The 24,855-nt window shown below is 73.2% G+C and carries 23 protein-coding genes and 1 pseudogene; 14 read left to right on the top strand and 10 right to left on the bottom strand.

Annotation, left to right across the window (positions count from 1 at the left end):
- Window positions 1–116: 116 nt before the first annotated feature.
- Entirely contained in the window at window positions 117–608 is a 492-nt protein-coding gene (locus ABZ659_RS24800; protein ID WP_360223967.1) for an inorganic diphosphatase, read from the bottom strand.
- A 124-nt stretch (window positions 609–732) separates the two neighbouring features.
- Between ABZ659_RS24800 and dacB the strand changes: the two genes are divergently transcribed.
- From dacB to folE, 6 genes are all read left to right on the top strand, one after another.
- Complete coding sequence (gene dacB, locus ABZ659_RS24795; RefSeq protein WP_360224036.1) at window positions 733–2,310, top strand: D-alanyl-D-alanine carboxypeptidase/D-alanyl-D-alanine-endopeptidase; 1,578 nt, start codon at window positions 733–735, stop codon at window positions 2,308–2,310.
- Window positions 2,311–2,458: 148 nt separating this feature from the next.
- The gene (locus ABZ659_RS24790) at window positions 2,459–3,592 is read left to right on the top strand and encodes a zinc-dependent metalloprotease (protein WP_360223965.1); all 1,134 of its coding nucleotides are present in this window, start codon (window positions 2,459–2,461) and stop codon (window positions 3,590–3,592) included.
- 193 nt (window positions 3,593–3,785) lie between these two features.
- The gene (gene tilS, locus ABZ659_RS24785) at window positions 3,786–4,811 is read left to right on the top strand and encodes a tRNA lysidine(34) synthetase TilS (RefSeq protein ID WP_360223963.1); all 1,026 of its coding nucleotides are present in this window, start codon (window positions 3,786–3,788) and stop codon (window positions 4,809–4,811) included.
- Window positions 4,812–4,900: 89 nt separating this feature from the next.
- Window positions 4,901–5,461 (top strand): hypoxanthine phosphoribosyltransferase, encoded by a 561-nt coding sequence (gene hpt, locus ABZ659_RS24780; RefSeq protein WP_360224034.1) that lies wholly within the window; start codon window positions 4,901–4,903, stop codon window positions 5,459–5,461.
- Between the two features lie 183 nt (window positions 5,462–5,644).
- Window positions 5,645–7,684, top strand: a complete 2,040-nt coding sequence (ftsH, locus tag ABZ659_RS24775; RefSeq protein WP_360223961.1) for an ATP-dependent zinc metalloprotease FtsH — start codon at window positions 5,645–5,647, stop codon at window positions 7,682–7,684.
- 152 nt (window positions 7,685–7,836) lie between these two features.
- On the top strand, window positions 7,837–8,442 hold the full coding sequence (folE, locus tag ABZ659_RS24770; protein ID WP_360223959.1) for a GTP cyclohydrolase I FolE: 606 nt from the start codon (window positions 7,837–7,839) through the stop codon (window positions 8,440–8,442).
- Between the two features lie 31 nt (window positions 8,443–8,473).
- Here folE and ABZ659_RS24765 read toward each other — a convergent pair whose 3' ends face one another.
- The 5 genes from ABZ659_RS24765 to folP form a co-directional block, all read right to left on the bottom strand.
- On the bottom strand, window positions 8,474–8,962 hold the full coding sequence (locus tag ABZ659_RS24765; protein ID WP_360223957.1) for a DUF3180 domain-containing protein: 489 nt from the start codon (window positions 8,960–8,962) through the stop codon (window positions 8,474–8,476).
- Window positions 8,963–9,023: 61 nt separating this feature from the next.
- Entirely contained in the window at window positions 9,024–9,635 is a 612-nt protein-coding gene (folK, locus tag ABZ659_RS24760) for a 2-amino-4-hydroxy-6-hydroxymethyldihydropteridine diphosphokinase (RefSeq protein ID WP_360223955.1), read from the bottom strand.
- Window positions 9,632–9,991 carry a dihydroneopterin aldolase gene (gene folB, locus ABZ659_RS24755; RefSeq protein WP_360223953.1) on the bottom strand — a complete coding sequence of 120 codons (360 nt, stop codon included), beginning with the start codon at window positions 9,989–9,991 and terminating at the stop codon, window positions 9,632–9,634. The genes folK and folB overlap by 4 nt, the downstream gene beginning before the upstream one ends.
- A gap of 247 nt (window positions 9,992–10,238) precedes the next feature.
- Window positions 10,239–10,742, bottom strand: coding sequence for a nuclear transport factor 2 family protein (locus tag ABZ659_RS24750; protein ID WP_360223951.1), 504 nt, complete (start codon window positions 10,740–10,742; stop codon window positions 10,239–10,241).
- Window positions 10,739–11,665, bottom strand: a complete 927-nt coding sequence (folP, locus tag ABZ659_RS24745; RefSeq protein ID WP_360223949.1) for a dihydropteroate synthase — start codon at window positions 11,663–11,665, stop codon at window positions 10,739–10,741. The genes ABZ659_RS24750 and folP overlap by 4 nt, the downstream gene beginning before the upstream one ends.
- A 186-nt stretch (window positions 11,666–11,851) precedes the next feature.
- Here folP and ABZ659_RS24740 point away from each other — a divergent pair, with 186 nt between their 5' ends.
- Complete coding sequence (locus ABZ659_RS24740) at window positions 11,852–13,168, top strand: hypothetical protein (protein ID WP_360223947.1); 1,317 nt, start codon at window positions 11,852–11,854, stop codon at window positions 13,166–13,168.
- Between the two features lie 34 nt (window positions 13,169–13,202).
- On the opposite strand, the gene ABZ659_RS24735 is transcribed toward ABZ659_RS24740, so the two are convergent.
- Entirely contained in the window at window positions 13,203–14,561 is a 1,359-nt protein-coding gene (locus tag ABZ659_RS24735) for a PH domain-containing protein (RefSeq protein ID WP_360223945.1), read from the bottom strand.
- Entirely contained in the window at window positions 14,558–15,103 is a 546-nt protein-coding gene (locus ABZ659_RS24730; protein ID WP_360223943.1) for a PH domain-containing protein, read from the bottom strand. Before ABZ659_RS24730 ends, ABZ659_RS24735 begins: the two co-directional genes overlap by 4 nt.
- A 31-nt stretch (window positions 15,104–15,134) precedes the next feature.
- On the opposite strand from ABZ659_RS24730, the gene ABZ659_RS24725 reads away from it, so the two are divergent.
- Window positions 15,135–16,286: an NADH-quinone oxidoreductase subunit D gene (locus ABZ659_RS24725; protein WP_360223941.1), complete on the top strand. Its 1,152-nt coding sequence runs from the start codon at window positions 15,135–15,137 to the stop codon at window positions 16,284–16,286.
- Between the two features lie 86 nt (window positions 16,287–16,372).
- Here ABZ659_RS24725 and ABZ659_RS24720 read toward each other — a convergent pair whose 3' ends face one another.
- Window positions 16,373–17,398, bottom strand: coding sequence for an SAM-dependent methyltransferase (locus ABZ659_RS24720; protein ID WP_360223939.1), 1,026 nt, complete (start codon window positions 17,396–17,398; stop codon window positions 16,373–16,375).
- A gap of 129 nt (window positions 17,399–17,527) precedes the next feature.
- On the opposite strand from ABZ659_RS24720, the gene ABZ659_RS24715 reads away from it, so the two are divergent.
- The 3 genes from ABZ659_RS24715 to ABZ659_RS24705 all read left to right on the top strand — a co-directional run bounded on the left by ABZ659_RS24715 (window position 17,528) and on the right by ABZ659_RS24705 (window position 20,182).
- The gene (locus ABZ659_RS24715; RefSeq protein ID WP_360223937.1) at window positions 17,528–18,730 is read left to right on the top strand and encodes a sensor histidine kinase; all 1,203 of its coding nucleotides are present in this window, start codon (window positions 17,528–17,530) and stop codon (window positions 18,728–18,730) included.
- A 101-nt stretch (window positions 18,731–18,831) separates the two neighbouring features.
- A complete protein-coding gene (locus ABZ659_RS24710; protein ID WP_360223935.1) occupies window positions 18,832–19,503 on the top strand; it encodes a response regulator transcription factor in 672 nt (223 codons plus the stop codon).
- A 46-nt stretch (window positions 19,504–19,549) separates the two neighbouring features.
- Window positions 19,550–20,182 (top strand): AAA family ATPase, encoded by a 633-nt coding sequence (locus ABZ659_RS24705; protein ID WP_360223933.1) that lies wholly within the window; start codon window positions 19,550–19,552, stop codon window positions 20,180–20,182.
- 147 nt (window positions 20,183–20,329) lie between these two features.
- Here the strand turns inward: ABZ659_RS24705 and ABZ659_RS24700 are convergent.
- A pseudogene (locus tag ABZ659_RS24700) lies at window positions 20,330–21,142 on the bottom strand (beta-eliminating lyase-related protein); the annotation flags it as partial.
- Between the two features lie 80 nt (window positions 21,143–21,222).
- On the opposite strand from ABZ659_RS24700, the gene ABZ659_RS24695 reads away from it, so the two are divergent.
- Genes ABZ659_RS24695 through ABZ659_RS24685 form a run of 3 tightly spaced genes read left to right on the top strand, consistent with a single transcriptional unit; the run spans window position 21,223 to window position 24,850 of the window.
- The gene (locus ABZ659_RS24695) at window positions 21,223–22,143 is read left to right on the top strand and encodes a DUF2520 domain-containing protein (RefSeq protein ID WP_360223931.1); all 921 of its coding nucleotides are present in this window, start codon (window positions 21,223–21,225) and stop codon (window positions 22,141–22,143) included.
- Window positions 22,140–23,132, top strand: a complete 993-nt coding sequence (gene panC / locus ABZ659_RS24690) for a pantoate--beta-alanine ligase (RefSeq protein ID WP_360223929.1) — start codon at window positions 22,140–22,142, stop codon at window positions 23,130–23,132. Before ABZ659_RS24695 ends, panC begins: the two co-directional genes overlap by 4 nt.
- Window positions 23,129–24,850, top strand: coding sequence for an L-aspartate oxidase (locus ABZ659_RS24685; protein WP_360223927.1), 1,722 nt, complete (start codon window positions 23,129–23,131; stop codon window positions 24,848–24,850). The genes panC and ABZ659_RS24685 overlap by 4 nt, the downstream gene beginning before the upstream one ends.
- The last annotated feature ends 5 nt before the right edge of the window (window positions 24,851–24,855 follow it).

Below are 24,855 nucleotides of genomic sequence, written 5' to 3'. Positions count from 1 at the left end.
AGGACAGCCTCAGTATGCGCACAGACACATGCGCCCACACCCATGGATACGCGGACGGGCCGCGCCACCCCCGTGCGGGGTGGCGCGGCCCGTCCGCGGGCGGCAGGGCGCGGGTCTCAGTGACCGCCCTGCTCCTGGAAGCGCTTGTACGACTTCTCCAGCTCGGCCTCCGCCTCGGTACGGCCGACCCAGTCGGCGCCCTCCACGGACTTGCCGGGCTCCAGGTCCTTGTAGACCTCGAAGAAGTGCTGGATCTCCAGCCGGTCGAACTCCGGGACGTGGTGGATGTCCCGCAGGTGCTCCATGCGCGGGTCGGACACCGGGACGCACAGCAGCTTGTCGTCGCCGCCCGCCTCGTCGGTCATCCGGAACATCCCCACCGCGCGGCACTTGATGAGGCAGCCGGGGAAGGTCGGCTCGTCCAGGATCACGAGCGCGTCCAACGGGTCACCGTCCTCGCCCAGCGTGTCCTCGACGAAGCCGTAGTCGGCCGGGTAGGTCGTCGAGGTGAAGAGTCGGCGGTCCAGGCGGATACGACCGGTCTCGTGGTCCACCTCGTACTTGTTGCGCGAACCCTTCGGGATCTCGATCGTGACGTCGAACTCCACCGGTGGCTCCTCCATGATCAACACACAGTTCTGGTGGTTAAGTGTCCCCTACGCAGGTGGGTGATCGCGAAAGGGGCTGGTCGTCGTGGATGAGCGGAGGTCCTGGCGGGCCGCGGGACCGCGCGTGGCGCGGGTCGCGGAGACCGTACGCCCCCGGCTCGTCCGGGTCGTGGACGCCGTACGCCCTCGGCTCACCCGGGTCGCGGCAGCCGCCCGGCCGCGGGTCACGCGACTGGTCCGAGCGACGACAGCGCAGGTCACGGGGGTGCGGACCTGGCACTACACGGCCGGAGCCACCGTCGTCGGGCTGGCGCTGGCCGCCGGTGCGGTGACCGCCGCGGGCCCGTGGGACTCCTCAGGCCAGCGTACGGCCGAGCGGGACCGCGCCGCCGCCGCCGAACGCGCGGGTGGCGCACGTCACGACCGCGCGTCCGGTACGTCCGGCGGCGCGGGCAGCCATGCCGGGGCCCCGCGGCCCGCGCCCAGCGCCGCCTCCGTGCTCACCGGCCTCGGCGCCGAGACGGTCAGGTCCGCGCCGAACGGGCCCGCCCTCGCCACGGTCCTCGACCCGCTCGTCGCCGACCCCGCGCTCGGCACCCGCCGAGCCGCCTCCGTCGTCGACCTGGCCACCGGCGAACAGCTCTACGGCTCGGCCACCGGCGACACCTTCACCCCCGCCTCCACCACCAAGATCGCCACCGCCGTCGCCGCCCTCGACGCCCTCGGCCCCGACCACCGCCTCACCACCCGCGCCGCCTTCGAACCCGACACCGGCGAACTCGTCCTCGTCGGCGGCGGCGACCCCACCCTCACCGCCCGCGAGGACGCCGACGGCTGGGCCAGCCTGCGCACCCTCGCCGCCGACACCGCCGCCGCCCTCGCCCAGCGCGACGTGCGCGAGGTCACGCTCTCCTACGACACCACCCTGTACGCCGGTGCCGACCTGCACTCCATCGGCGTGAACGGCAACCTCGCGCGCGTGACGGCCCTCATGGCCGACGAGGCCCGCACCGACGACTCCACGCGCGGGCCCGTCTACCGCGCGCCGGACCCCGCCGCCGAGGCCACCCGCGCCTTCGCGGGCTTCCTCCGGGACCACGGCGTCACGACCAGCGCCCCCGGCCCCTCCAAGGCCACCACCCGCGCGGAGACCCTCGCCGCCGTCTCCTCGCCGCCACTGTCCGCCCTCGTCGAGCGGATGCTCACCAACAGCGACAACGACCTCGCCGAGGCCCTCGCCCGGCACACCGCCCTGGCCAGCGGCGAACGCCCCGACTTCGACGGCGCCGGGCGCGCGATCCACGCCCGGCTGGACAAGCTCGGCCTGCCGCTCACCGGCGCCGTCTTCAAGGACGGCAGCGGCCTCAGCCGCGGGGACAGGCTCTCCGCCGGGCTGCTGACCGCCCTGCTGGCCACCGCCGCCGACCCCCGCCACCCCGAGCTGCGGCCCGCCCTCACCGGGCTCCCGGTCGCCGGGTTCACCGGCACGCTGAGCAGCCGCTACACCGACGGCGCCGCCGGCGTCGTACGCGCCAAGACCGGCACGCTCACCGGCGTCAACACCCTCGCGGGCACGGTCGTCGCCGCGGACGGCCGCCTGCTGGGCTTCGCCCTCCTCACCGAGGGGACCACGGACCCGACGGCGGCCCAGACGGCACTGGACCGGGCGGCGACGGCACTGGCGGCGTGCGGGTGCCGGTAGCGCGCCGTCCACGGGGGCGGCGTGCCCCTGCCGGTGGGGCCGTCCACGGGGGCGGCGTGCCCCTGCCGGTAGCCGCCCGGTCGGCCCCCGTACCCCTGCCGCCCCGTACGGCCTGCCTCAAGTGGTAGCGCTCACGTACGGTTGACGCATGACGAGCATCGGTGGTGCCGCTTCTTCTGGGATGGTCGACTGGAACCTCGCGGTGGCGACCGCGACCCGGCTGGTCCGCCCGGGCCCCGAGGTCAGCCGTGACGAGGCGCGAGCCGTCGTCGCGGAACTCCGCCGCCACGCCAAGTCCTCGGAGGAGCACGTCCGGGGCTTCACCCGGATGGGCACCGAGGAGACCCACGACACACCCGTCCTCGTGGTCGACCGGCCCGGCTGGGTCAGGGCCAACGTCGCCGGGTTCCGCGAGATCCTCCGGCCCCTGCTCGACAAGATGCAGGAACGGCGCGGCAGCTCCCCGGGCGGCGCGGTCCTCGGCGCGGTCGGCGGCAAGGTCACCGGGGTGGAGCTGGGCATGTTGCTGTCCTTCCTCGCCTCCCGCGTCCTCGGCCAGTACGAGACCTTCGCCCCCGCCAGCCGCGACCTCCCGGCCGGTGCGGGCGGCGGCGGCCGGCTGCTGCTCGTCGCGCCGAACATCGTGCACGTGGAACGCGAACTCGACGTGCGGCCCCACGACTTCCGCCTCTGGGTCTGCCTCCACGAGGAGACCCACCGCACCCAGTTCACCGCCGTGCCCTGGCTGCGGGACCACCTGGAGAGCGAGATCCAGTCGTTCCTGGCGGAGACCGACGTCGACCCCATGACCGTCCTGGAGCGCGTCCGGGAGGCCGCCCAGAGCCTCGCCGGGGGGCGCCCGGAGGCCGAGGAGGACGACGGCGGGCGGTCCCTCGTCGAGATCGTGCAGACCCCGGCCCAGCGGGAGATCCTCGGCCGCCTCACCGCCGTGATGTCCCTCCTGGAGGGGCACGCCGACTTCGTGATGGACGGCGTCGGGCCCGCGGTCGTCCCGTCCGTCGCGGAGATCCGCGAGAAGTTCCAGCAGCGCCGCGCCAAGGGCGCCTCCCGGCTCGACCTCGCCCTGCGCAAACTGCTCGGCCTGGACTCCAAGCTCCGGCAGTACCGTGACGGCGAACGCTTCGTGAGGGCCGTGGTGGAGGAGGTCGGCATGGACGGCTTCAACCGCGTGTGGACGTCCCCGAACACCCTCCCCACCAAAGCGGAGATCGCCAAACCGGCGGACTGGGTCGCGCGGATGCACCGGAAGTCGGAGGGGTGAACCCGGCGGCCGGGTCGTGAACCGAATCCCGCCGACGGCAGGCGAACGCCCCTTCAATCACCCGTCCGAGGGACCGTGGGGCACGGGCAGGCGTGCAATGCTCGGGTCACGGCCCGGTTCTGTCACCATCTACACACTCTGAGTGACCGAATCTCGGGTTCACCCCCCGACAACTTCATGAAGGGAACCGGACATGGGTCCCCATCCTGCGGTCGCGGCGATACGCCTGGCGGTCCGCCGCGTCCTCCACGACATCCTCACCGAATACGGCCCGCCCCCCGCACCTCCGTCCCACGAGCGCTCCCCCTCGCCGCTCGTGCTCGTGGCGTGCTCCGGCGGCGCCGACTCCATGGCCCTCGCCTCCGCACTCGCCTTCGAGGCCCCCAAGCTCGGCATCCGCGCGGGCGGCGTCACCGTCGACCACGGCCTGCAGGCCGAGTCCGACGCGCGCGCGGCGGAGGTCGTCCAGCGGCTGCGTGAACTCGGCCTCGACCCGGTCGAGTCGGCCGCCGTCACCGTCGGCCGCGACGGCGGCCCGGAAGCCGCCGCCCGCGACGCCCGGTACGCCGCCCTCGACGCCGCCGCCGACCGCCACGCCGCCCGCGCGGTCCTGCTCGGCCACACCCGCGACGACCAGGCCGAGACCGTCCTGCTGGGCCTCGCCCGCGGCTCCGGCATCCGCTCCCTGTCCGGAATGGCCGCGGTCTCGGGGGCCGACGGCCGTTACCGGCGGCCCTTCCTCGGGCTCGACCGGCAGACCGCCCGCAAGGCGTGCATGGTCCAGTCCCTCCCCGTCTGGGACGACCCGCACAACGCCGACCCCGCCTACACGAGGTCCAGACTGCGGCACGAGGGCCTGCCCGCCCTGGAGAAGGCGCTCGGCAAGGGCGTCGTCGAGGCCCTCGCCCGGACGGCCCGGCTCTCCCGGGACGACGCCGATGCCCTCGACACCTGGGCCAGCCAGGCCGAGCCCACCGTCCGCGACACCGCGGGCCTGCTGGTGTGCGCCAGGCTCCACACGCTGCCGCCCGCCGTACGCCGCCGGATCCTGCGCCGCGCGGTCGTCGAGGCGGGCGCCCCGGCCGGTTCGCTGTTCGCCCGGCACGTCGAGGAAGTCGACAAGCTGATCACCGGCTGGCGCGGCCAGGGGGCCATCAACCTCCCCGGCAGAGTCGTCGCCCGGCGCCAGGGTGGCAGACTGGTGATTCGGCAAGGCTGAAAACCCTCCCCCACGGGGAGGAGACCGGTCGCCCCTCGTCGAGCAGTCTTCGGGGAGCGGCCGGACAGCCGGTGGGACGACCGAAAGTGATGCGGGTGGACGCGAAAGACATGGGTGCCGACCTCCAGCAGGTGCTCATCACCAAGGAAGAGATCGACGCGAAGCTCATCGAGCTGGCCGCGAAGATCGACGCGGAGTACGCGGGCAAGGACCTGCTGATCGTCGGCGTCCTCAAGGGCGCGGTGATGGTCATGGCCGACCTCGCCCGGGCGCTGTCCACCCCCGTCACCATGGACTGGATGGCCGTGTCGTCCTACGGCGCGGGCACCCAGTCCTCCGGCGTGGTGCGGATCCTCAAGGACCTGGACACCGACATCAAGGGCAGGCACGTCCTGATCGTCGAGGACATCATCGACTCCGGGCTGACCCTGTCCTGGCTGCTGTCCAACCTCGGCTCGCGCGAGCCGGAGACGCTGAAGGTGTGCACCCTGCTGCGCAAGCCGGACGCCGCCAAGGTCGCCATCGACGTGGAGTGGGTCGGCTTCGACATCCCCAACGAGTTCGTCGTCGGCTACGGCCTCGACTACGCCGAGAAGTACCGCAACCTCCCCTTCGTCGGTACTCTCGCGCCCCACGTGTACGGCGGCTGACCCGAAGGGCCCAGCGCCCTACGAAGATCGGGAACCCCGGCGGGCCTCGCGCCGTTGGACCATGCAGACGGGTTCGCCAGCAGTCCCGTGCCGCTTGGGGCCACAATGCTGGGGTACCGTCAGAAGAACTGTCTTATCAAACTCACTATGGCAGGAGGGACGGGGCGGCACCGCTCCGTATGGATGGACGTGAAGCGATACTTCCGTGGGCCGGTCATGTGGATCGTGCTGGCCGTCCTTGCCGTGGTCGTGTTGATGCAGGTCGTCGGCTCGTCCGGCGGCTACAAGACGGTGGACACCGGCCAGGTCGTCCAGGCGATCAATGACAACAAGGTCGAATCGGCCAAGCTGACCACCGGCGACGAGCAGACCATCAAGGTCCAGCTCAAGGACGGCGTAAAGATCGAGGACAGCTCGAAGATCCAGGCGAGCTACATCGGCGACCAGGGCGTGACCCTCGCCAGCACGCTGCAAGCCAAGTTCCAGGACAAGCAGATTCCGGACGGCTACACGGTCTCGCCGTCCAAGCAGAACCCGTTCGTCGGCGTGCTGCTCTCGCTGCTCCCCTTCGTCCTCATCGTGGTCGTCTTCCTGTTCCTGATGAACCAGATGCAGGGCGGCGGCTCCCGGGTGATGAACTTCGGGAAGTCGAAGGCCAAGCTCATCACCAAGGACACCCCGAAGACGACCTTCGCGGACGTCGCCGGGTCGGACGAGGCCGTCGAGGAGCTCCACGAGATCAAGGAGTTCCTCCAGGAGCCGGCGAAGTTCCAGGCCGTCGGCGCCAAGATCCCCAAGGGCGTCCTGCTGTACGGCCCTCCGGGCACCGGCAAGACGCTGCTCGCGCGTGCCGTGGCGGGCGAGGCGGGCGTCCCCTTCTACTCGATCTCCGGTTCCGACTTCGTCGAGATGTTCGTCGGTGTGGGCGCCTCCCGCGTCCGCGACCTGTTCGAGCAGGCCAAGGCGAACGCCCCGGCGATCGTCTTCGTCGACGAGATCGACGCGGTCGGCCGACACCGCGGCGCCGGGCTCGGCGGCGGTCACGACGAGCGCGAGCAGACCCTGAACCAGCTCCTCGTCGAGATGGACGGCTTCGACGTCAAGGGCGGTGTGATCCTCATCGCCGCGACGAACCGGCCCGACATCCTCGACCCGGCGCTGCTGCGTCCCGGCCGCTTCGACCGGCAGATCGCCGTCGACCGTCCGGACATGCAGGGCCGCCTGGAGATCCTCAAGGTCCACCAGAAGGGCAAGCCGGTCGCCCAGGACGTCGACCTCGCGGCCGTCGCCCGCCGGACGCCCGGCATGACCGGCGCCGACCTGGCGAACGTGCTGAACGAGGCCGCGCTGCTGACGGCCCGCAGCGACCAGAAGCTCGTCGACAACAAGATGCTCGACGAGGCGATCGACCGCGTCGTGGCCGGTCCGCAGAAGCGGACCCGGATCATGTCGGACAAGGAGAAGAAGATCACCGCGTACCACGAGGGCGGACACGCCCTGGTCGCGGCGGCCTCACCGAACTCCGACCCGGTCCACAAGATCACGATCCTGTCCCGTGGCCGTGCCCTCGGCTACACCATGGTCCTGCCGGACGAGGACAAGTACTCGACCACGCGCAACGAGATGCTCGACCAGCTCGCCTACATGCTGGGTGGCCGCGCGGCCGAGGAGCTGGTCTTCCACGACCCGACGACGGGCGCGGCGAACGACATCGAGAAGGCCACCAGCCTGGCCCGTGCGATGGTCACGCAGTACGGCATGACCGAGCGGCTCGGCGCCATCAAGTTCGGCGGCGACAACAGCGAGCCGTTCCTCGGGCGTGAGATGGCCCACCAGCGCGACTACTCCGAGGAGATCGCCGCGCTGGTCGACGAAGAGGTCAAGAAGCTCATCGAGACCGCGCACAACGAGGCGTGGGAGATCCTGGTCGAGAACCGCGACGTCCTCGACAACCTCGTCCTGGCCCTCCTGGAGCGGGAGACCCTGGGCAAGGAGGAGATCGCCGAGATCTTCGCCCCGATCGTCAAGCGCCCGCCGCGGCCCGCGTGGACCGGTTCCTCCCGGCGCACGCCGTCCACCCGTCCGCCGGTGCTCTCCCCCAAGGAGCTGGCACTGACCAACGGCGCCAACGGCGCGACGGCGGCGATCAGCACCGCGAAGAGCACCGCCACGGAGCCCGCCCCGGTGGCCGAACCGGCCCCCGAGGACCGCTCCGACAGCTGACACCCCTTCCCGGCCGGGTGAGGAGTACCTCACCTGGCGGGAATGGATGCCGCGCCCCCCGAGGTTCTAGCCTTGGGGGGCGCGGCATTTCGTATACCCGCAGTTCGGACGCGTGGTCCCCACGCACGACAGGCTCAGGAACGAGGCACCACATGACCGACCCCGTGACGCTGGACGGCGAGGGCGACATCGGCGAGTTCGACGAGAAGCGCGCCGAGAACGCCGTACGCGAACTCCTGCTCGCGGTCGGCGAGGACCCGGACCGCGAGGGCCTGAAGGAGACTCCGGGGCGGGTGGCGCGGGCCTACAAGGAGATATTCGCGGGGCTGTGGCAGAAGCCGGAGGACGTGCTGACGACGACGTTCGACATCGGCCACGACGAGATGGTGCTGGTGAAGGACATCGAGGTGTACTCGACCTGCGAGCACCACCTGGTCCCGTTCCGGGGCGTCGCGCACGTCGGCTACATCCCGGCCACCAGCGGCAAGATCACCGGATTGTCGAAGCTGGCCCGGCTGGTCGACGTCTACGCCCGTCGGCCGCAGGTGCAGGAACGACTCACCACGCAGATCGCGGACTCCCTGATGGAGATCCTGGAGCCGCGCGGGGTGATCGTGGTCGTGGAGTGCGAGCACATGTGCATGTCGATGCGGGGGATCCGCAAGCCGGGCGCGATGACCATCACCTCGGCGGTGCGCGGTCAGCTGCGGGACGCGGCGACGCGCAACGAGGCGATGAGCCTGATCATGGCGCGCTGATCCGGCGGCAGCGCACGGCGGCGGTTTCCGGTCAGGCCGCCGGGGCCGCTGAGGGGCCGTTCTGGTCGTCGTCCTCGGGGAGTCTGCAGACGCGCTCCAGGAACAGGGCGGCCGCTATGACGGCGATGCCCGCGACGACCGAGGTGCCCGCGTAGATGGCCTGGTCGCGGTGGGCGGGGACGTCAAGGTACTCCAGCAGGAAGACGCCCGTGCCGCCGTACATGCCGGCGACGAGGGCGGCGACCAGGGCGCTGGCCTGGCCGAAGACCACCGCGCGGGCCGCCATCATCGGGTCGACGCCCTTGGCGTCGGGGCGCCGCTCGCGCTGCGCCTTGAGGCGGGCGCGCAGCGAGAGCGCCGTGGAGAGCAGGACCGCGGCGATCAGGGCGAGGACGATGGGGGCGGCCAGGGGGACGCTGGGCAGGGTCCCGACCGAGTTCCACAGGCGGGCGCCCGCCCAGGACAGGATTCCGGCCACGATGAACACTCCGGCCAGCGTCCTGATGCGCAGCTCTCTCACGGTGTCCCTTCGGCTCCCTGGTGTCCGGTGGCCCGGACGGTGGTCGTGTCGACCTTAACGACTACTCGGGCAGCCGGAGTTCCAGGTCCGCCCGCGGGGCGACGCCGTCCCGGGTGACCGTGCCGAGCAGGTCGGCGACGGGACCGCGGCCGGGCAGCCGGGCGTCGGGGTCGACGTCGTGCCAGGGGGCGAGGACGAAGGCGCGTTCGTGGGCGCGCGGGTGGGGCAGGGTGAGCTGCGGGTCGTCGGAGACGACGTCGGCGTACGCGACGATGTCGACGTCCAGGGTGCGCGGCCCCCAGTGCTCGTCGCGGACCCGGTGGAAGGCCTCCTCGACCGCGTGCGCCCGCTCCAGCAGGGACGACGGGGGGAGCGTGGTCTTCAGGACGACGACCGCGTTGAAGTACGAGGGCTGGCTGCCCGGCTCGACTCCCCACGGCTCGGTCTCGTAGACGGGGGAGACCGCCTTGATGCGCAGGCCCGGGGTGTCCTCCAGGGCGTCGACCGCTCCCTGCAGGTTCTCCAGGCGGTTGCCGAGGTTGGAGCCGAGGGAGACCACAGCGCGCTGGGGGTTGTGCAGGGTGGTGTCGGCGGCGTCCACCTTCTCGACGACGGACGCGGGCACCGGCTGGACGGTCGGGTCGCTCTGCCCCCCGGTGAAGAACGCGGTCATACTCGGCTCCGGGTGATCGTGACGGTCACGTCGTCGAAGGGCACCGTGATCGGCGCGTCCGGTTTGTGGACGCGGACCTCGACCTCCTCGACTCCTTGGTGCTTCAGACAGGTCCGGGCGATGCGCTCGGCGAGCGTCTCGATGAGGTTGACGGGCTCGCCCTCGACGACGGCCACGACCTCCTCGGCCACGATGCCGTAGTGCACGGTCTTCGCCAGGTCGTCGTCGGCCGCGGCCGGTCGGGTGTCCAGGCCCAGGACGAGGTCCACGATGAAGATCTGGCCCTCCTCGCGCTCCCGGGGGAACACACCGTGGTGCCCGCGGGCCTTCAGGCCGCGCAGCGCGACACGATCCACGCGAATCACTCCTGCAATCGTCGGGTGTGGCCGGTCGGTACCGGGTGCGGTCGGTACACCAGCCGTGAACGAATCTACCTGCGGGCACTGACAGCGCCGGGCCACGGGGGCGCGGGCCGGGCCGGGGTCGACAGGGTTCACTCGGTGTTTCCCCCGGGGAACCCGGCGGCTCACGGGCTGGTAGCCGCCCATACCCGGGGGGCCGTGTTTCAACCACGCCCCTGGCCCCTGTGGTCCGCCTACCCATTCACGAGGGTGTGTCGTCGTCCTCGGAGTCGTCGTTCTCGGCCAGGACGGGGGAGGCGTGGTGCGACCAGAGCTTCCAGCCCTCGGGCGTGCGCCGGAACACGTTGGTGGCGACCACGAGCTGGCCCACGAGCGGCCCCAGCTCGTCGCCGCCCTCGGGGGCGGGGCCGCCGCTGAGGATGTTCTCCGTGCAGGTCACCACGGCGGTGTCGCCGGTGACGGAGACGTGCACGTCGGTGAGGAAGAACTGGATGTAGTCGGTGTTCGCCATGATCAGCGCGTACGACCGCAGGACCTCGCCGCGGCCGGTCAGTACCGGCCAGCCCGGGTGCACGCAGGAGATCACGCCGGTGTCCGCCGGGTCGTGGTAGGTCTCGTCGACGCCCAGGTCGGCGGGGGCGAGCCAGAGTGCGGACACCTCTTCGAAGTCGCCGCGTTCCAGTGCCTCGTAGAAGGCGGTGTTGGCCTGTTCGACCTGCTCGACATCGGTGTGCGGGGCGCTCACCGGGCCGCCCCGGTGCCGGGCTGCGGGGCGCGCGTCTCTTCGACGGTGGGCTTCCCTTCAGCGGCGCGTGCTCCTTCGATGGCGCGTGCGACCCGTACCGCGTCCGCCGTCGCGCGCACCTCGTGCACGCGGACCGCCCACGCCCCGGCGTGCGCCGCGAGCGCGGAGACGGCGGCGGTGGCGGCGTCGCGCTCGCGCGCGGGGGGCGGGGCGCCCTCGGGCCCGGCCAGGACGCGGCCGAGGAAGCGCTTGCGGGAGGCGGCGACGAGCAGTGGGTGGCCCAGGGCGCGCAGCCGGTCCAGGGCGGCGAGGAGGGCGAGGTCGTGGTCGGCGCCCTTGGAGAAGCCGAGGCCGGGGTCGACGACGACGCGGTCGGGGGCGATGCCGCCCGCGAGGACGGCCTCCACGCGCGCGTGCAGTTCGTCGACGACTTCGGTGACGACGTCGTCGTAGACGCCCTTGATGGTGCCGCCGCTCAGGAAGCCCCGCCAGTGCATGACCACGAAGGGGGCGCCCGCCTCGGCGACGACCGGGATCATCGCGGGGTCGGCGAGGCCGCCGCTGACGTCGTTGACCAGGGCGGCACCGGCCGTGAGGGCCTGCCGGGCGACGGTGGCGCGCATCGTGTCGACGGAGACGACCACGCCCTCGGCGGCGAGCCCGCGGACGACGGGCACGACCCGGCGCAGCTCCTCGGCCTCGTCGACCCGGGTGGCGCCGGGGCGGGTGGACTCGCCGCCGACGTCGACCAGGTCGGCGCCCTCGGAGACCAGGTCGAGGCCGTGCTTGATCGCGGCGGTCGTGTCGAACCACCGGCCGCCGTCGGAGAAGGAGTCGGGGGTGACGTTCACGACCCCCATCACCGCGCAGCGGTCCCACTCCGGAAGGCCCGCGACATGTCCGCGTCCGCTCTGCTTGCTCATACATTCAGCGTAGGCCCGAGGGGGCCGCCGATCACCAGCGGCATGATCAAAGAGGACCGGAGGACCAAGAGGAATGATCTTGATTGATCACCTGTGAAATTCACGGATCGTTCGAAGTCGTCGTGATGGCTTTGTTTTTACGGCCCCGGCCACCACGATTCGCCTACGCGCGGTAAGTTTCTGGCCATGCCACGAGGACGTCACCGCCATTCCCCGCCTTTGCACAGGCTGCTGCCTCCCTCGGCGATCGCAGGCGTCTCCCTTGTCTGCGCCCTTGGTCCCTGGGTGTTCACCGACCCGTCCCCGCTCCGCGGACTGGCCGCCGCCGCCGCGCTGACGGCGGTGACCGGCGCGGTCGTCATGCGCCGCTGGGATACCCAGGCCGGTAAACAGGTGGCCGACCTGACGCGCGCGCGGGCGAGTGACGAGTGGCGTTTCGAGGAACGGATCGCCGAACTGGAGACCGACCTCGACGAATCACGCGAACTGCGCGTCAAACTGGAGCACCGACTGCGCTCCAAGCGGGCCGAGTTGCAGGGGCTGCGCAATGAACACGCGGCCCTGCTGCGGCGGTACGCCACCGCGGAGTCGGAGCGCGCGAGCGCCCTGGAAGGCCGTCGTCTGCTGGAGATAGAGGCCGCCGTCCCCGCCCCCGCGCTGCCGCCCGCGCCGGTGGCCGAGGAGGCGGAGCCCGCTGCGGAGCCGCCTGCGGCGTCGGGACTGTTCTCACCGGAGGGCTCGCGGCTGTTCCAGCGGGCCGGCGCGGCACTCGCGCGGTTCGACGGCGCCGCGCCCGCGCCGAAGGACGACACGCCCGGGCCGAGCGGCGACACGCCCGCGCCGAAGGACGACACGTCCGCGCCGAACGGCGACGCACCCGCTCGTACGGGCGACGCACCCGCGCGGAACGGCGACACCCCCGCGCGCAAGGACGCTTCCTCCGCACCGGAGGCGAGCACGCCCACGGGCGCCGGGGGAGCACAGCGGCCCGCCGCGGCGGACCAGGCCGAGGCCCAGGAGGCCGAAGAAGGCCAGGGGAAGCCCGAGGCGACCGACGGGCACCAGCGCGCGGTCGCCGCCACCCCCGCCCCGGCCGAGCCGAGCGCCACGGCCGCGCCCGCCGAACCCGCCGCCGGTGACAGCGCGAAGGAGGTCCGCCCCGCCCCGCCCGTGCGGCAGCCCGGCGCGCACTTCACCGTGCCGACCGCCGTGGCCGTCGTACCGGCGAGCGCGCCCGTGCGCCGTCCCACGAGCGAGGGCGGCTTCGACTTCTTCGGCACGAAGAGGTCCGGGGCCGACGCGCTGGAGTCCGCCGTGCAGAACGAGGACCTCGCCGACGTCGTCGGCCAGGAGGCCCTGGACCTGCACAAGGCGGAGGCCGAGGCCGGGTTCAAGGCCGCGGACGAGAACGCCCGCGCCGCCGCCGGGCAGGTCATCGACCTGACCGAGCACGACGAGACCGAGCAGATCAACCTCCACGGCCTGCGCAGCGCCGCCTCCTGACCCGGCGCTCACCGAGGCCGCTCCGGGAACCCTTTCAGGCCATCCAGCGGTCCGGCCGGGCGTCCCGGCGTCCGGTGCGGGACCGCTCGGCCTGGCGGCGGAGGGCCTCCGCGGCCTCCTGGGCGTCCCGCAGACGCGCTGTGACGGTCCCGTTGGCCCCCGTGTCCACATGCACGTCAGCAAGGCCCCACAGGCGCTGCCAGGGGCCTTGGGTGAGGCGCACGCTCTGCACCTTCGCGTGCGGGACGAGCGCGAGACTGCGGCGCAGCAGCCCGTGCCGGGCGGCGAACACGGCGTCGGTCGCGTCGAAGCCGTACCCCCGCCACCACAGCGGCACGCACCGGCCCGCGCGCCGCGGCGGCCGGGACAGCGACGACCACGGCACGGTCACCCCGGGCAGCACCCGCGCGACGACGGCCTCGGCGACCTCGCGCGGAGCGACCGGCACGAGGAGCGAGTTGGACGACCCGGCCACGTCCAGCTCCACGCGCACCCAGCCTCCCCCGCTTCCGGCTCCGTGCGAGCGGGGGGACCCCCATCGCCGCCACAGCAGCGGCTCCACGATCCGCACCGCCTGCACCCGCCCCGGCGGCACCGTCTCGTGCACCCGGTCGAGCAGCCCCCGGTCGATGCGCAGCCCGTCCGGCGAGTCGCCCACCGTCCAGTCGTACTCGGCGACGAACCGCCCCACACTGCTCGCGCCCGCCGCGCCCAGCAGCGGCAGACCCGTCGCGAGGACCGTCCACACGCTGCCGGTGGCCAGCCACAGCAGCGGGGGTACGACGACGGCGGCGACCAGCGTCGCCCAGGTGGCGCCGGTCAGCACCAGGGAGACGGCGAGCACGCGCGGGGGCACCCGCAGCAGTCGCTCGACCGGTGCCTCGCCGACCTGGTGCGCGGTCTCGGGCGCGAAACCGGCCGCACGCGCGAGCAGTTCGGCGCGCAGGGCGCGGGCCTCCCGCTCGCCCAGGAAGGCGAGTTCGTCCTTCTTGGCCGTGCCGACGACGTCGAGCTTGAGCTTGGCGACGCCGGCGACCCGCGCGAGCAGCGGCCGGGTGACGTCGACGGCCTGGATCCGCTCGATGCGGATGTGCGCGGTGCGCCGGAACAGCAGGCCCGTACGGATGCGCAGTTCGGTGTCGGTGACCGCGAAGTGGGTGAACCACCAGGTGAGGAAGCCGTAGAGGGCGGCGGCCGGGAGCAGCACCGCGAGCGCGATCAGCAGGGTGGTCGTCGTCAGCCGGGTCAGCTGGCGCTGCGCTTGGTCGGGGTCGTGCAGGGCCCACCCGATGAGCACCGCGACGGGCGCCCAGGCGCGTCTGAGCGGTGTCACGGGGTGCAGCCGCCGCTCGGTCACCTCGCGGGCCCGGTGCTCCGTCGTCGGCGTGGTCACAGCCCCGCCGATCGGGCCTCGCCCAGCTCGGTGAGCCGGTCCCGGAGCCGTTCCGCCTCGTCCGGGTCGAGCCCCGGGATGGTCGCGTCGGTCGCGGCGGCGGCCGTGTGCAGCTGCACGCTGGCCAGCCCGAAGTGCCGTTCGACGGGACCGGAGGTGACCTCCACCAGCTGCATCCGCCCGTACGGCACCACCGTCGTCGCCCGCCACAGCACGCCCCGGGTGATCAGCAGGTCGTCGGCGCGCTCGGCGTACCGCCAGGAGCGCCAGTTGCGGCCGAGCATGACCCAGCCCCAGGCCGTCAGCGCCAGCGGCAGCAGCGCGACCAGGGCCCACGCCGGGCCCGCCAGCAGGCCCGGCAGCAGCGCGGCGGCCAGGGTCAGCAGGCCCAGCCACACCAGCAGCAACAGCCGCCGCATCCGCAACAGCCCCCGCGGCAGCCCGATCCACTCCGACCGGGCGTGCTCCGGCCCGGTCCCCTCAGGCTCGGCCCGCGCCGCCAGGCCGCCGTTCCCGCCGCTGTCCGGGCTCCCCGTCTCCATGACGCAAGCGTACGTAGGGGAGACTGTGTCCATGACTCCTACGACGGAGACCATGGTCGGGATCGGCGGCGCCGCGGAGAGCACCGACATGGTGCTCAACATCGGACCGCAGCACCCGTCGACACACGGCGTGCTCCGGCTGCGGCTGCTGCTGGACGGCGAGCGCATCACGCACGCGGAGCCGGTGATCGGCTACATGCACCGCGGCGCGGAGAAGCTCTTCGAGGCCCGCGACTACCGGCAGATCATCATGCTCGCCAACCGCCACGACTGGCTGTCTGCGTTCTCCAACGAACTCGGCGTGGTCATCGCCGTGGAGCGGATGCTCGGCATGGAGGTGCCCACGCGCGCGGTGTGGACCCGCACGCTCCTGGCGGAGCTGAACCGGATGCTGAACCACCTGATGTTCCTGGGCTCGTACCCCCTGGAGCTGGGCGGGATCACGCCGATGTTCTACGCGTTCCGCGAGCGCGAGATCCTCCAGAACGTGATGGAGGAGGTCTCCGGCGGGCGGATGCACTACATGTTCAACCGCGTAGGCGGCCTCAAGGAGGACCTCCCGGCGGGGTGGACCACACGCGCGCGTGCCGCCGTCGCCGCCGTGCGCTCGCGGATGGACGTCTTCGACGACCTGGTGCTCGGCAACGAGATCTTCCGGGGGCGCACCCGGGGCGTGGGCGTCCTCGCCCCCGAGACCGCGCACGCGTACGGCGTGAGCGGGCCCATCGCGCGCGCCTCCGGCGTCGACTTCGACCTGCGCCGCGACGAGCCGTACCTCGCCTACCCGGAACTCCAGGACACCCTGCGTGTGGTCACCCGGCGGGAGGGCGACTGCCTCGCCCGCTTCGAGTGCCTGCTGGAGCAGACGCACAACTCCCTCGACCTCGCCGACGCCTGCCTCGACCGGCTCGCCGAGCTGCCGCCCGGACCGGTCAACCAGCGGCTCCCCAAGGTGCTGAAGGCGCCCGAGGGGCACACCTACGCGTGGACCGAGAACCCGCTCGGCATCAACGGCTACTACCTGGTCAGCAAGGGCGACAAGACGCCGTACCGGCTGAAGCTGCGGTCGGCCTCCTTCAACAACATCCAGGCGCTGACGGAGTTGCTGCCGGGGACGCTGGTCTCGGACATGGTGGCGATCCTGGGTTCGCTGTTCTTCGTGGTCGGGGACATCGACAAGTAGGACGCGCCCCACCCCGCAGGGACCTCGCGGCCCCCTCGGAGGGACCTCGGCCCCCGGAGGGACCTTGGCCAGCCCGCCGTACGCCGTCAGTCGGCCGGGAGTACGTCGTCCAGCTCCACGCCCACCGGCTGGAGCAGCCAGCCGAAGTCGCCGAGCCCGCCCGCCGCGGTCAGCTCGGCGGCCTCCCCGGCGCTCGCGAGGGCGCGCACATAGGCCACCGGGTGGGTGGAGGCCAGCGTGAGCGGGGGGCGCGCGCCGGTGACGCCCAGGGAGCGCAGCGCCGTCCGCTGGGGGAGCACGCGCCCGCCGGGCAGCGCGCACGCGTCCAGCGCGACATGCGCGGTGATGTCGCAGGACCCGTCCGGCACCGGTGCCGTCTCGCGGCCCTCCCGGAAGCCCGTCAGCGTGCCGAAGGGCGGCCGGGCGTCCGCCGTGTGCCAGTAGTCCACCGCGACGGCCAGCCCGCGCTCCACACCGCCGACGACGTCCTCCCACGCCTCGTCCCTGGGCGCCCCGATCTCCGCCCGCAGCCCCGGCTCCCCGCCCAGCGGCCACCACCGCGCCAGCCAGCGCTCCGCGGCGCCCGACACCGGCTCCCCGAGCCGCTCCGCCCCGGCGCCGTCCACCAGGACCAGCCGTGGCACACCCGCGGCGTCCACCTCCGCGACGTCCACGGGTACGTTGTCCAGCCACTCGTTGGCGAAGAGCAGCCCCGTGACCTCGCGCGGGGGCTCGGCCAGCCACTCGATCCGCGGGTCGAGTCCCGCCGGACGGTCGGCCACCTCGACGGCCCGCACGCGCGTGCGGGCCGCCACCTCCTCGGGCAGGACGGCGAGCACCCCGCCCGCCAGCTCGCCGCGGCCCGCCGCCATGTCGACGAAGTCCAGTACGTCCGGCGCGCCCAGCACCTCGTCGACCCGGCACAGCAGCTCCGCCACCGCCCGCGCGAACAGCTCCGAGGCGTGCACCGACGTGCGGAAGTGCCCGCCGGGGCCCTCGGGCCTGCGGTAGAACCCCCCGGGCCCGTACAGCGCGTCCCGCGCCGCCGCCCGCCAGCCGCGCCCCGCCCCCGCCGTACCGCCCGCCACGCCGTCTGTCACGTCGTCCGTCACGCGGCAAGGCTAAGCGCACGGGGAACGCGCAGCGGAGCGGAGCCTCCACCTTGCGGAGTACACGGGGCGAGTGCGGATCGGCCCTCCGGTTGACTCCTGCACGCTTCCCGCTTCTTTACGCTGGGTTACGTGCAGCGCCTTTACGACTTCCTCCGCAGACACCCGACCTGGGTCGACGGCTTCTGGGCTCTCGTCCTGTTCGGGATGTCGGTCGTGGGCGGAGCGGTCAACCACGAGGAGCCCGGCACCGGGAGCATGGCCCTGATGGTGCCGGTCACGCTGCTGCTGTGCCTGGTCATCGCGCTGCGCCGACGGATGCCGGAGCGGATGCTGCTGCTCGGCGCCGTCATCGGTGTCGTCCAGCTGGTGCTGGACGTGGCGACGCTGCCCGCCGACTTCGCCCTGCTCGTGATCGTCTACACCGTCGCCGCGAACGGCGCCCGGTGGGCCTCACGGTTCGCGCTGATCGGCGGGATGTGCGCGGCCCCGCTGGCGCAGCTGCGCTGGCCGCAGGCCGACGCGAGCCCGCTGGCCAACCTGGCGCTGGCGATCCTCCAGACGGTGCCGTTCGCGCTCGCGTGGGTGCTCGGCGACTCGATACGCACCCGGCGCGCGTACTTCGCGCAGCTGGAGGAGCGCGCCGCCCGCCTGGAGCGGGAGCGCGAGGCGCAGTCGAAGGTCGCGGTCGCCGCCGAGCGCGCCCGGATCGCGCGCGAGCTGCACGACGTCGTCGCGCACAACGTGTCCGTGATGGTGGTGCAGGCCGACGGCGCCGCCTACGTCCTCGACGCCGCCCCCGACCAGGCCAAGAAGGCCCTGGAGACGATCTCCTCCACCGGCCGCCAGGCCCTCGCCGAGATGCGCCGCCTGCTGGGCGTGCTGCGCACCGGCGAACACCAGGAGGGCGGCGAGTACGTCCCCCAGCCCGACGTCGAGCAGATCGAGGACCTCGTCGAGCAGTGCCGCGGCTCGGGCCTGCCCGTCGACTTCAAGATAGAGGGCACCCCGCGCCCGCTGCCCAGCGGCGTCGAGCTGACCGCGTACCGCATCGTGCAGGAGGCGCTCACCAACACCCGCAAGCACGGTGGGCCCAACGCGGGCGCCAGCGTCCGCCTGGTCTACTTCGACGACGGCCTCGGACTGCTCGTCGAGGACGACGGCAAGGGCGCCCCCCACGAGCTGTACGAGGAGGGCGGCGCGGACGGTCGCGGGCACGGCCTGATCGGTATGCGGGAGCGGGTCGGCATGGTCGGCGGCACGCTCGACGCCGGGCCGCGGCCCGGCGGGGGTTTCCGGATCAGTGCCCTGCTGCCCCTCAAAGCGGCACACTGACGCTGACGCGCGTGCCCCGTTGACACCTGTCACTCCCACTACTCCGCACGGAACGCCCAGAACATCCGGAACACCAGGAACATCAGGAAGAAGAGGCCTTGATGACGATCCGCGTGATGCTCGTCGACGACCAGGTGCTGCTGCGCACCGGTTTCCGGATGGTGCTCGCCGCCCAGCCGGACATGGACGTCGTGGCGGAGGCGGGCGACGGCGTCGAGGCCCTCCAGGTGCTGCGCGCGACACCCGTCGACGTGGTCCTGATGGACGTCCGTATGCCCAAGCTGGACGGCGTCGAGGCCACCCGCCGCATCTGCGCGGACGCCAACCCGCCGAAGGTGCTGATCCTGACCACCTTCGACCTCGACGAGTACGCCTTCTCCGCGCTGAAGGCGGGCGCCTCCGGCTTCATGCTCAAGGACGTGCCGCCCGGCGAACTCCTCGCGGCGATCCGCTCCGTGCACAGCGGAGACGCCGTCGTCGCGCCGTCGACGACCCGGCGCCTGCTCGACCGGTTCGCGCCGATGCTGCCCAGCCCCGGCGGCCAGCCCCAGCACGCGGCGCTGGAACGGCTCACCGAACGGGAGCGCGAGGTCATGGTGCTGGTCGCGCAGGGACTGTCCAACGGTGAGATCGCGGCCCACCTGGTGTTGTCGGAGGCGACCGTCAAGACCCACGTGGGCCGCATCCTCACCAAGCTGGGGCTGCGCGACCGGGTCCAGGTCGTCGTCCTCGCGTATGAGACGGGCCTCGTCCGCGCGGGCGGGCACGGCTGACGGGACTTTCCCGCGCGGGCACCGCCGCCGTCGGTAGGCTCCGCCCATGCTCCTGTGGATCAACGGCCCCTTCGGGGGCGGCAAGACACAGACCGCACACGAGATACGCCGCCGTCTGCCCGGCAGCGTCATCTGCGACCCGGAGTACGCCGGGTTCGGCCTCAACCGCATGGTGCCGCCCGAACTGCGCGGTGACTTCCAGGACCTGGCGGCCTGGCGGCAAGGGGTGGTGGAGGTCCTCGACCTCGTGCTGAGCAAGCACGACGGCGTGGTGATCGCGCCGATGACGGTCACCGACCCCGGCCACTTCGCGGAGACCGTCGGACGCCTCGGCGACCTCGGCCACGACGTGCGCCACTTCACGCTCCTCGCCCAGCGCGAGACCGTCGTCAGGCGGCTCCGGGAACGCCGTGTCGGTGACCTTCTCCAGCGCGTCACCGGCCGCAGGCCCGGTCCGCACGAGGAGAGCTGGGCGGTGCGGCGGCTCGACCACTGCCTGGAGCGGCTGCGCGAGCCGGAGTTCGCCGAGCACCTGTGGACCGACGACACGACCGTGCCGAAGACGGCCGACCGCATCGCCGTCCTGGCCGGTCTCACCCTGAAGCCGAACAACGAGGGCGCGCTGCGGACCAGGCTGCGGCAGGCGGCCGTGGGGCTCCGGCACATCCGCTTCGACTGACAGGCGGACGACGGCGGGGCTGGCCGCACGGCCGTACGGGGGCCCCGCGCGGACGGCGGGGCTGGCGTACGGCCGTACGGGACCGCTGGAGCGCGTGGGCCCCGCCCCTGAGAGCCGGACACCGGCCGCGGAGCGACCACAGCCCGCCTACAGGCGGCCCCCGTCCCCCTCCTCCGCCACCACCTCCCGCAGCCGCGCGGCGAACTCCGCCACCGCCGCCCGCACGTCCTCCGCCGTCCACTCCAGGCCCGCGGCCCGCACGTGCACCTCCGTGTAGGCGATGCCCGGCCCCCTCGGGTCCCAGGGACCGGCGAAGAGGAGCACGCCGGTGGCCTCGGCGGCGCGGACCGCGGCCTCGGCGACCACGTCGGGGTCGTACGGCAACCAGACCTGGAAGTCGTGGGTGGCGGGTTCCCCGGGCGCCACGCGCGCCCACGGCAGCCCGGCCGCCGCGAACCCCTCGCGCAGCGCGGCGGCCACCACGCGCGCGTGCCGTACGTACTCCGGCAGCCGGGGCAGCTCCCGCTCCAGGCCGACCAGCGCCGCCAGCGCGGCGGGGAACTGCTGGAACAGCTGGCCGCCGTACCGGTGCCGCCAGACCCTGGCCTCCGCGACGAGCGTCGCCGGTCCGGCCAGCGCGGCCCCGGAGAAGCCGTTGAGTGACTTGTAGAACGAGACGTACACGCTGTCCGCGAGGCCCGCTATCTCGTCCAGCGGGCGGCCGAAGTGGACGGTGGCCTCCCACAGCCGGGCGCCGTCGAAGTGCACCACCGCGTCCCGCTCCCGGGCCGCCGCCACGATCTCCGTGAGTTCCTCCCAGGACGGCAGCAGATAGCCGGGGGCCACCAGCGGCAGCTCCAGCATCAGCGTCCCGAAGGGCTCCTCGAAGTCCCGCACCTCGGCGGCGGTCGGCAGCCGTGCCTCGCTGGTGAGCGGAAGCGGACGCAACCCGCTGACCTCGCCGCTCCAACCAATCGCGTTAACATGACGAGAAATCGTCCGGTACCCAGAGCGGACTGGAACGGGAAGGCCGCCGTCGCGTGAGTACAGTCCAACAACCAGACCCCAAGGACCGCCCCGCGCGGCTCACCGTCGGCGTGGTCGGCGCCGGTCGCGTGGGCCCCGCACTCGCCGCGTCACTCCAGCTCGCCGGTCACCGCCCGGTCGCCGTCTCCGCGGTGTCCGACGCCTCCAGGAAGCGGGCCGCGCAGCTGCTGCCCGACGTCCCCGTGGTCACCCCGGCCGAGGTGCTTGAGCGCTCCGAGCTGGTCCTGCTCACCGTCCCGGACGACGCCCTGCCGAGCCTCGTGGAGGGCCTCGCGAGCACCGGGGCGGTACGCCCGGGCCAACTGCTCGTCCACACCTCCGGACGGTACGGCGCGAAGGTGCTGGACCCCGCCCTGCGCGTCGGCGCGCTGCCGCTGGCCTTGCACCCGGCGATGACCTTCACCGGCACGCCCGTCGACGTGCAGCGGCTCGCCGGATGCCCGTTCGGCGTCACCGCCCCCGACGAACTCCGGCTCGCGGCCGAGGCGCTCGTCATCGAGATGGGCGGCGAACCCGAGTGGATCGCCGAGGAGAGCCGCCCGCTCTACCACACGGCCCTCGCGCTCGGCGCCAACCACCTGGTCACCCTGGTCGCCCAGTCCATGGAGCTGCTGCGCGCGGCGGGCGTCACCGCCCCCGACCGGATGCTCGGCCCGCTGCTCGGCGCCGCCCTCGACAACGCCCTGCGCTCCGGCGACGCCGCCCTCACCGGCCCGGTCGCGCGGGGCGACGCGGGCACCGTCGCCGCGCACGTCGCCGAGTTGCGCGCGCACGCCCCAGCCGCCGTCGCCGGGTACCTGGCGATGGCCCGGGCCACCGCCGACCGCGCCTTGGCGTACGGCCTGCTCAAGCCGGAACTCGCCGAGGACCTCCTCGGGGTACTCGCCCACGGCACCGAAGGGGACGCCGGATGACCACCGCCCTGCTGCACACCGCCGCGGAACTGCGAGCACGCGCGCGTGGCGGACGCCGCGCCGTCGTCATGACCATGGGCGCCCTGCACGAGGGCCACGCCACCCTGGTCCGCACCGCCCGCGAGATCGCCGGACCGGACGGCGAGGTCGTCGTCACCGTCTTCGTGAACCCCCTCCAGTTCGGCGCGGGCGAGGACCTCGACCGCTACCCGCGCACCCTGGAGGCCGACCTCAAGCTGGCCGAGCAGGCGGGCGCCGACGTGGTCTTCGCGCCGTCCGCCGACGAGGTCTACCCCGGCGGCGAACCCCAGGTGCGGATCAGCGCGGGCCCCATGGGCGAACGCCTGGAGGGCGCCTCCCGCCCCGGCCACTTCGACGGGATGCTCACCGTCGTCGCCAAACTGCTCCACCTCACCCGTCCCGACCTCGCCCTGTACGGCCAGAAGGACGCCCAGCAGCTCGCGCTGATCCGCCGCATGGTGCGGGACCTGAACTTCGGCGTGGAGATCGTCGCCGTACCCACCGTCCGCGAGGACGACGGCCTGGCGCTGTCCAGCAGAAACCGCTATCTGTCGCCCCAGGAGCGCCGTACCGCCCTCGCCCTGTCCCGAGCCCTGTTCGCGGGCCTGGACCGGCACGCGGCGCTGGAGGCGCTGCGGGCGCGGGCCCGCGAGGTGCCCTCCACGCGCGCGCGTGCCGAGGCGCTCAGCGCGATAGGGGAGTCCCGCGCGGCGGCCGACGCGCACGCCGTCGCCAAGGCCGTTCCCGGCGGCCCGGCGGCCGTCCGCGCGGCGGCCCGCCTGGTCCTCGACGACGCCGCCCGCCTCGACCCGCCGCTCGCCCTGGACTACCTCGCCCTGGTCGACCCGTCCGACTTCACCGAGATCGGCGACGACTTCACCGGCGAGGCCGTCCTCGCCGTCGCCGCCCGGGTCGGCACGACCCGGCTGATCGACAACATCCCCCTCACCTTCGGAGCCGCCTTGTGACCAGCACAGGGATACGACTGCACGCCCCCGCCCCGGGCTGGTCCATCAGCGCCGACGTCGTGGTCGTCGGCTCCGGCGTCGCGGGCCTGACCGCCGCCCTGCGCTGCGAGGCGGCCGGGCTGCGGACGGTCGTCGTCACCAAGGCCCGCCTCGACGACGGCTCCACCCGCTGGGCGCAGGGCGGCATCGCCGCGGCCCTCGGCGAGGGCGACACCCCCGAACAGCACCTCGACGACACCCTGGTGGCGGGCGCCGGGCTGTGCGACGTGCAGGCGGTCCGCATCCTCGTCACCGAGGGCCCCGGCGCCGTCCGCCGTCTGATAGAGACCGGCGCGCACTTCGACGAGTCCGCCGAGGGCGCCCTCGAACTCACCCGCGAGGGCGGCCACCACCGCCGCCGCATCGCCCACGCGGGCGGTGACGCCACCGGCGCGGAGATCTCCCGCGCCCTCGTGGAGGCGATACGCGCGCGTGCCCTGCGCACCATCGAGAACGCGCTCGTCCTCGACCTGCTCACCGACGCCGACGGCCGCACCGCGGGCGTGACCCTGCACGTCATGGGCGAGGGCCAGCACGACGGCGTGGGCGCCGTGCACGCCCCCGCCGTGGTGCTGGCGACCGGCGGCATGGGCCAGGTCTTCTCCGCGACCACCAACCCGTCCGTCTCCACGGGCGACGGCGTGGCCCTGGCGCTGCGCGCCGGAGCGGAGGTCAGCGACCTCGAGTTCGTCCAGTTCCACCCCACCGTGCTCTTCCTCGGCCCCGACGCCGAGGGCCAGCAGCCCCTGGTCTCCGAGGCGGTACGCGGCGAGGGCGCCCACCTGGTCGACGCCGACGGCGTGCGCTTCATGGTCGGCCAGCACGAGCTGGCCGAACTCGCGCCGCGCGACATCGTCGCCAAGGGCATCACGCGCCGGATGCGGGAGCAGGACGCCGAGCACATGTACCTCGACGCGCGGCACTTCGGCGCCGACATGTGGGAGCACCGCTTCCCCACGATCCTCGCCGCCTGCCGCGCCCACGGCATCGACCCGGTCACCGAGCCCATCCCGGTCGCCCCGGCCGCCCACTACGCCTCCGGCGGCGTCCGCACCGACCCGCACGGCCGTACGACCGTCCCGGGCCTGTACGCGTGCGGCGAGGTCGCCTGCACCGGTGTCCACGGCGCCAACCGCCTCGCCTCCAACAGCCTCCTCGAAGGCCTCGTCTACGCCGAGCGCATCGCCCACGACATCGCGGTGGCCCAGCGCGGGAACGCCCTCCACGCGCGCGTGCCGCAGCCGGTACCCCAGCCGCAGCACCCCGCCCACCCGCTCCTCGCCCCCGAGGCCCGCTTCACCATCCAGCGGATCATGACGCGGGGTGCGGGCGTCCTGCGCTCCGCCGCCTCCCTCGCCGGCGCCGCCGAACAGCTCCAGCACCTGCACACCGAGGCCAGGGACGCGCTCGCCGAGAACGGCAAGACGGCCGAGCCGGGCGTCGACACCTGGGAGAGCACCAACCTGCTGTGCGTGGCCCGCGTGCTGGTGGCCGCCGCCGAGCGGCGCGAGGAGACCCGCGGCTGCCACTGGCGGGAGGACCACGCCGACCGCGACGACGACACCTGGCGCCGCCACATCGTCGTACGGCTGAATCCCGACCGCACGCTGGCCGTGCACACCACCGACACCGCAGACTTCCCCCCTACCCTCCCGCACCACCGGCTTCAGGAGCAGTGACAGCA

It is taken from the genome of Streptomyces sp. NPDC006997, from assembly GCF_040635175.1.
In the GTDB taxonomy this organism is placed as follows: domain Bacteria; phylum Actinomycetota; class Actinomycetes; order Streptomycetales; family Streptomycetaceae; genus Streptomyces.
Note: the sequence above shows the minus strand (reverse complement) of the source record. Positions and strands in the feature narration are given on the sequence as shown.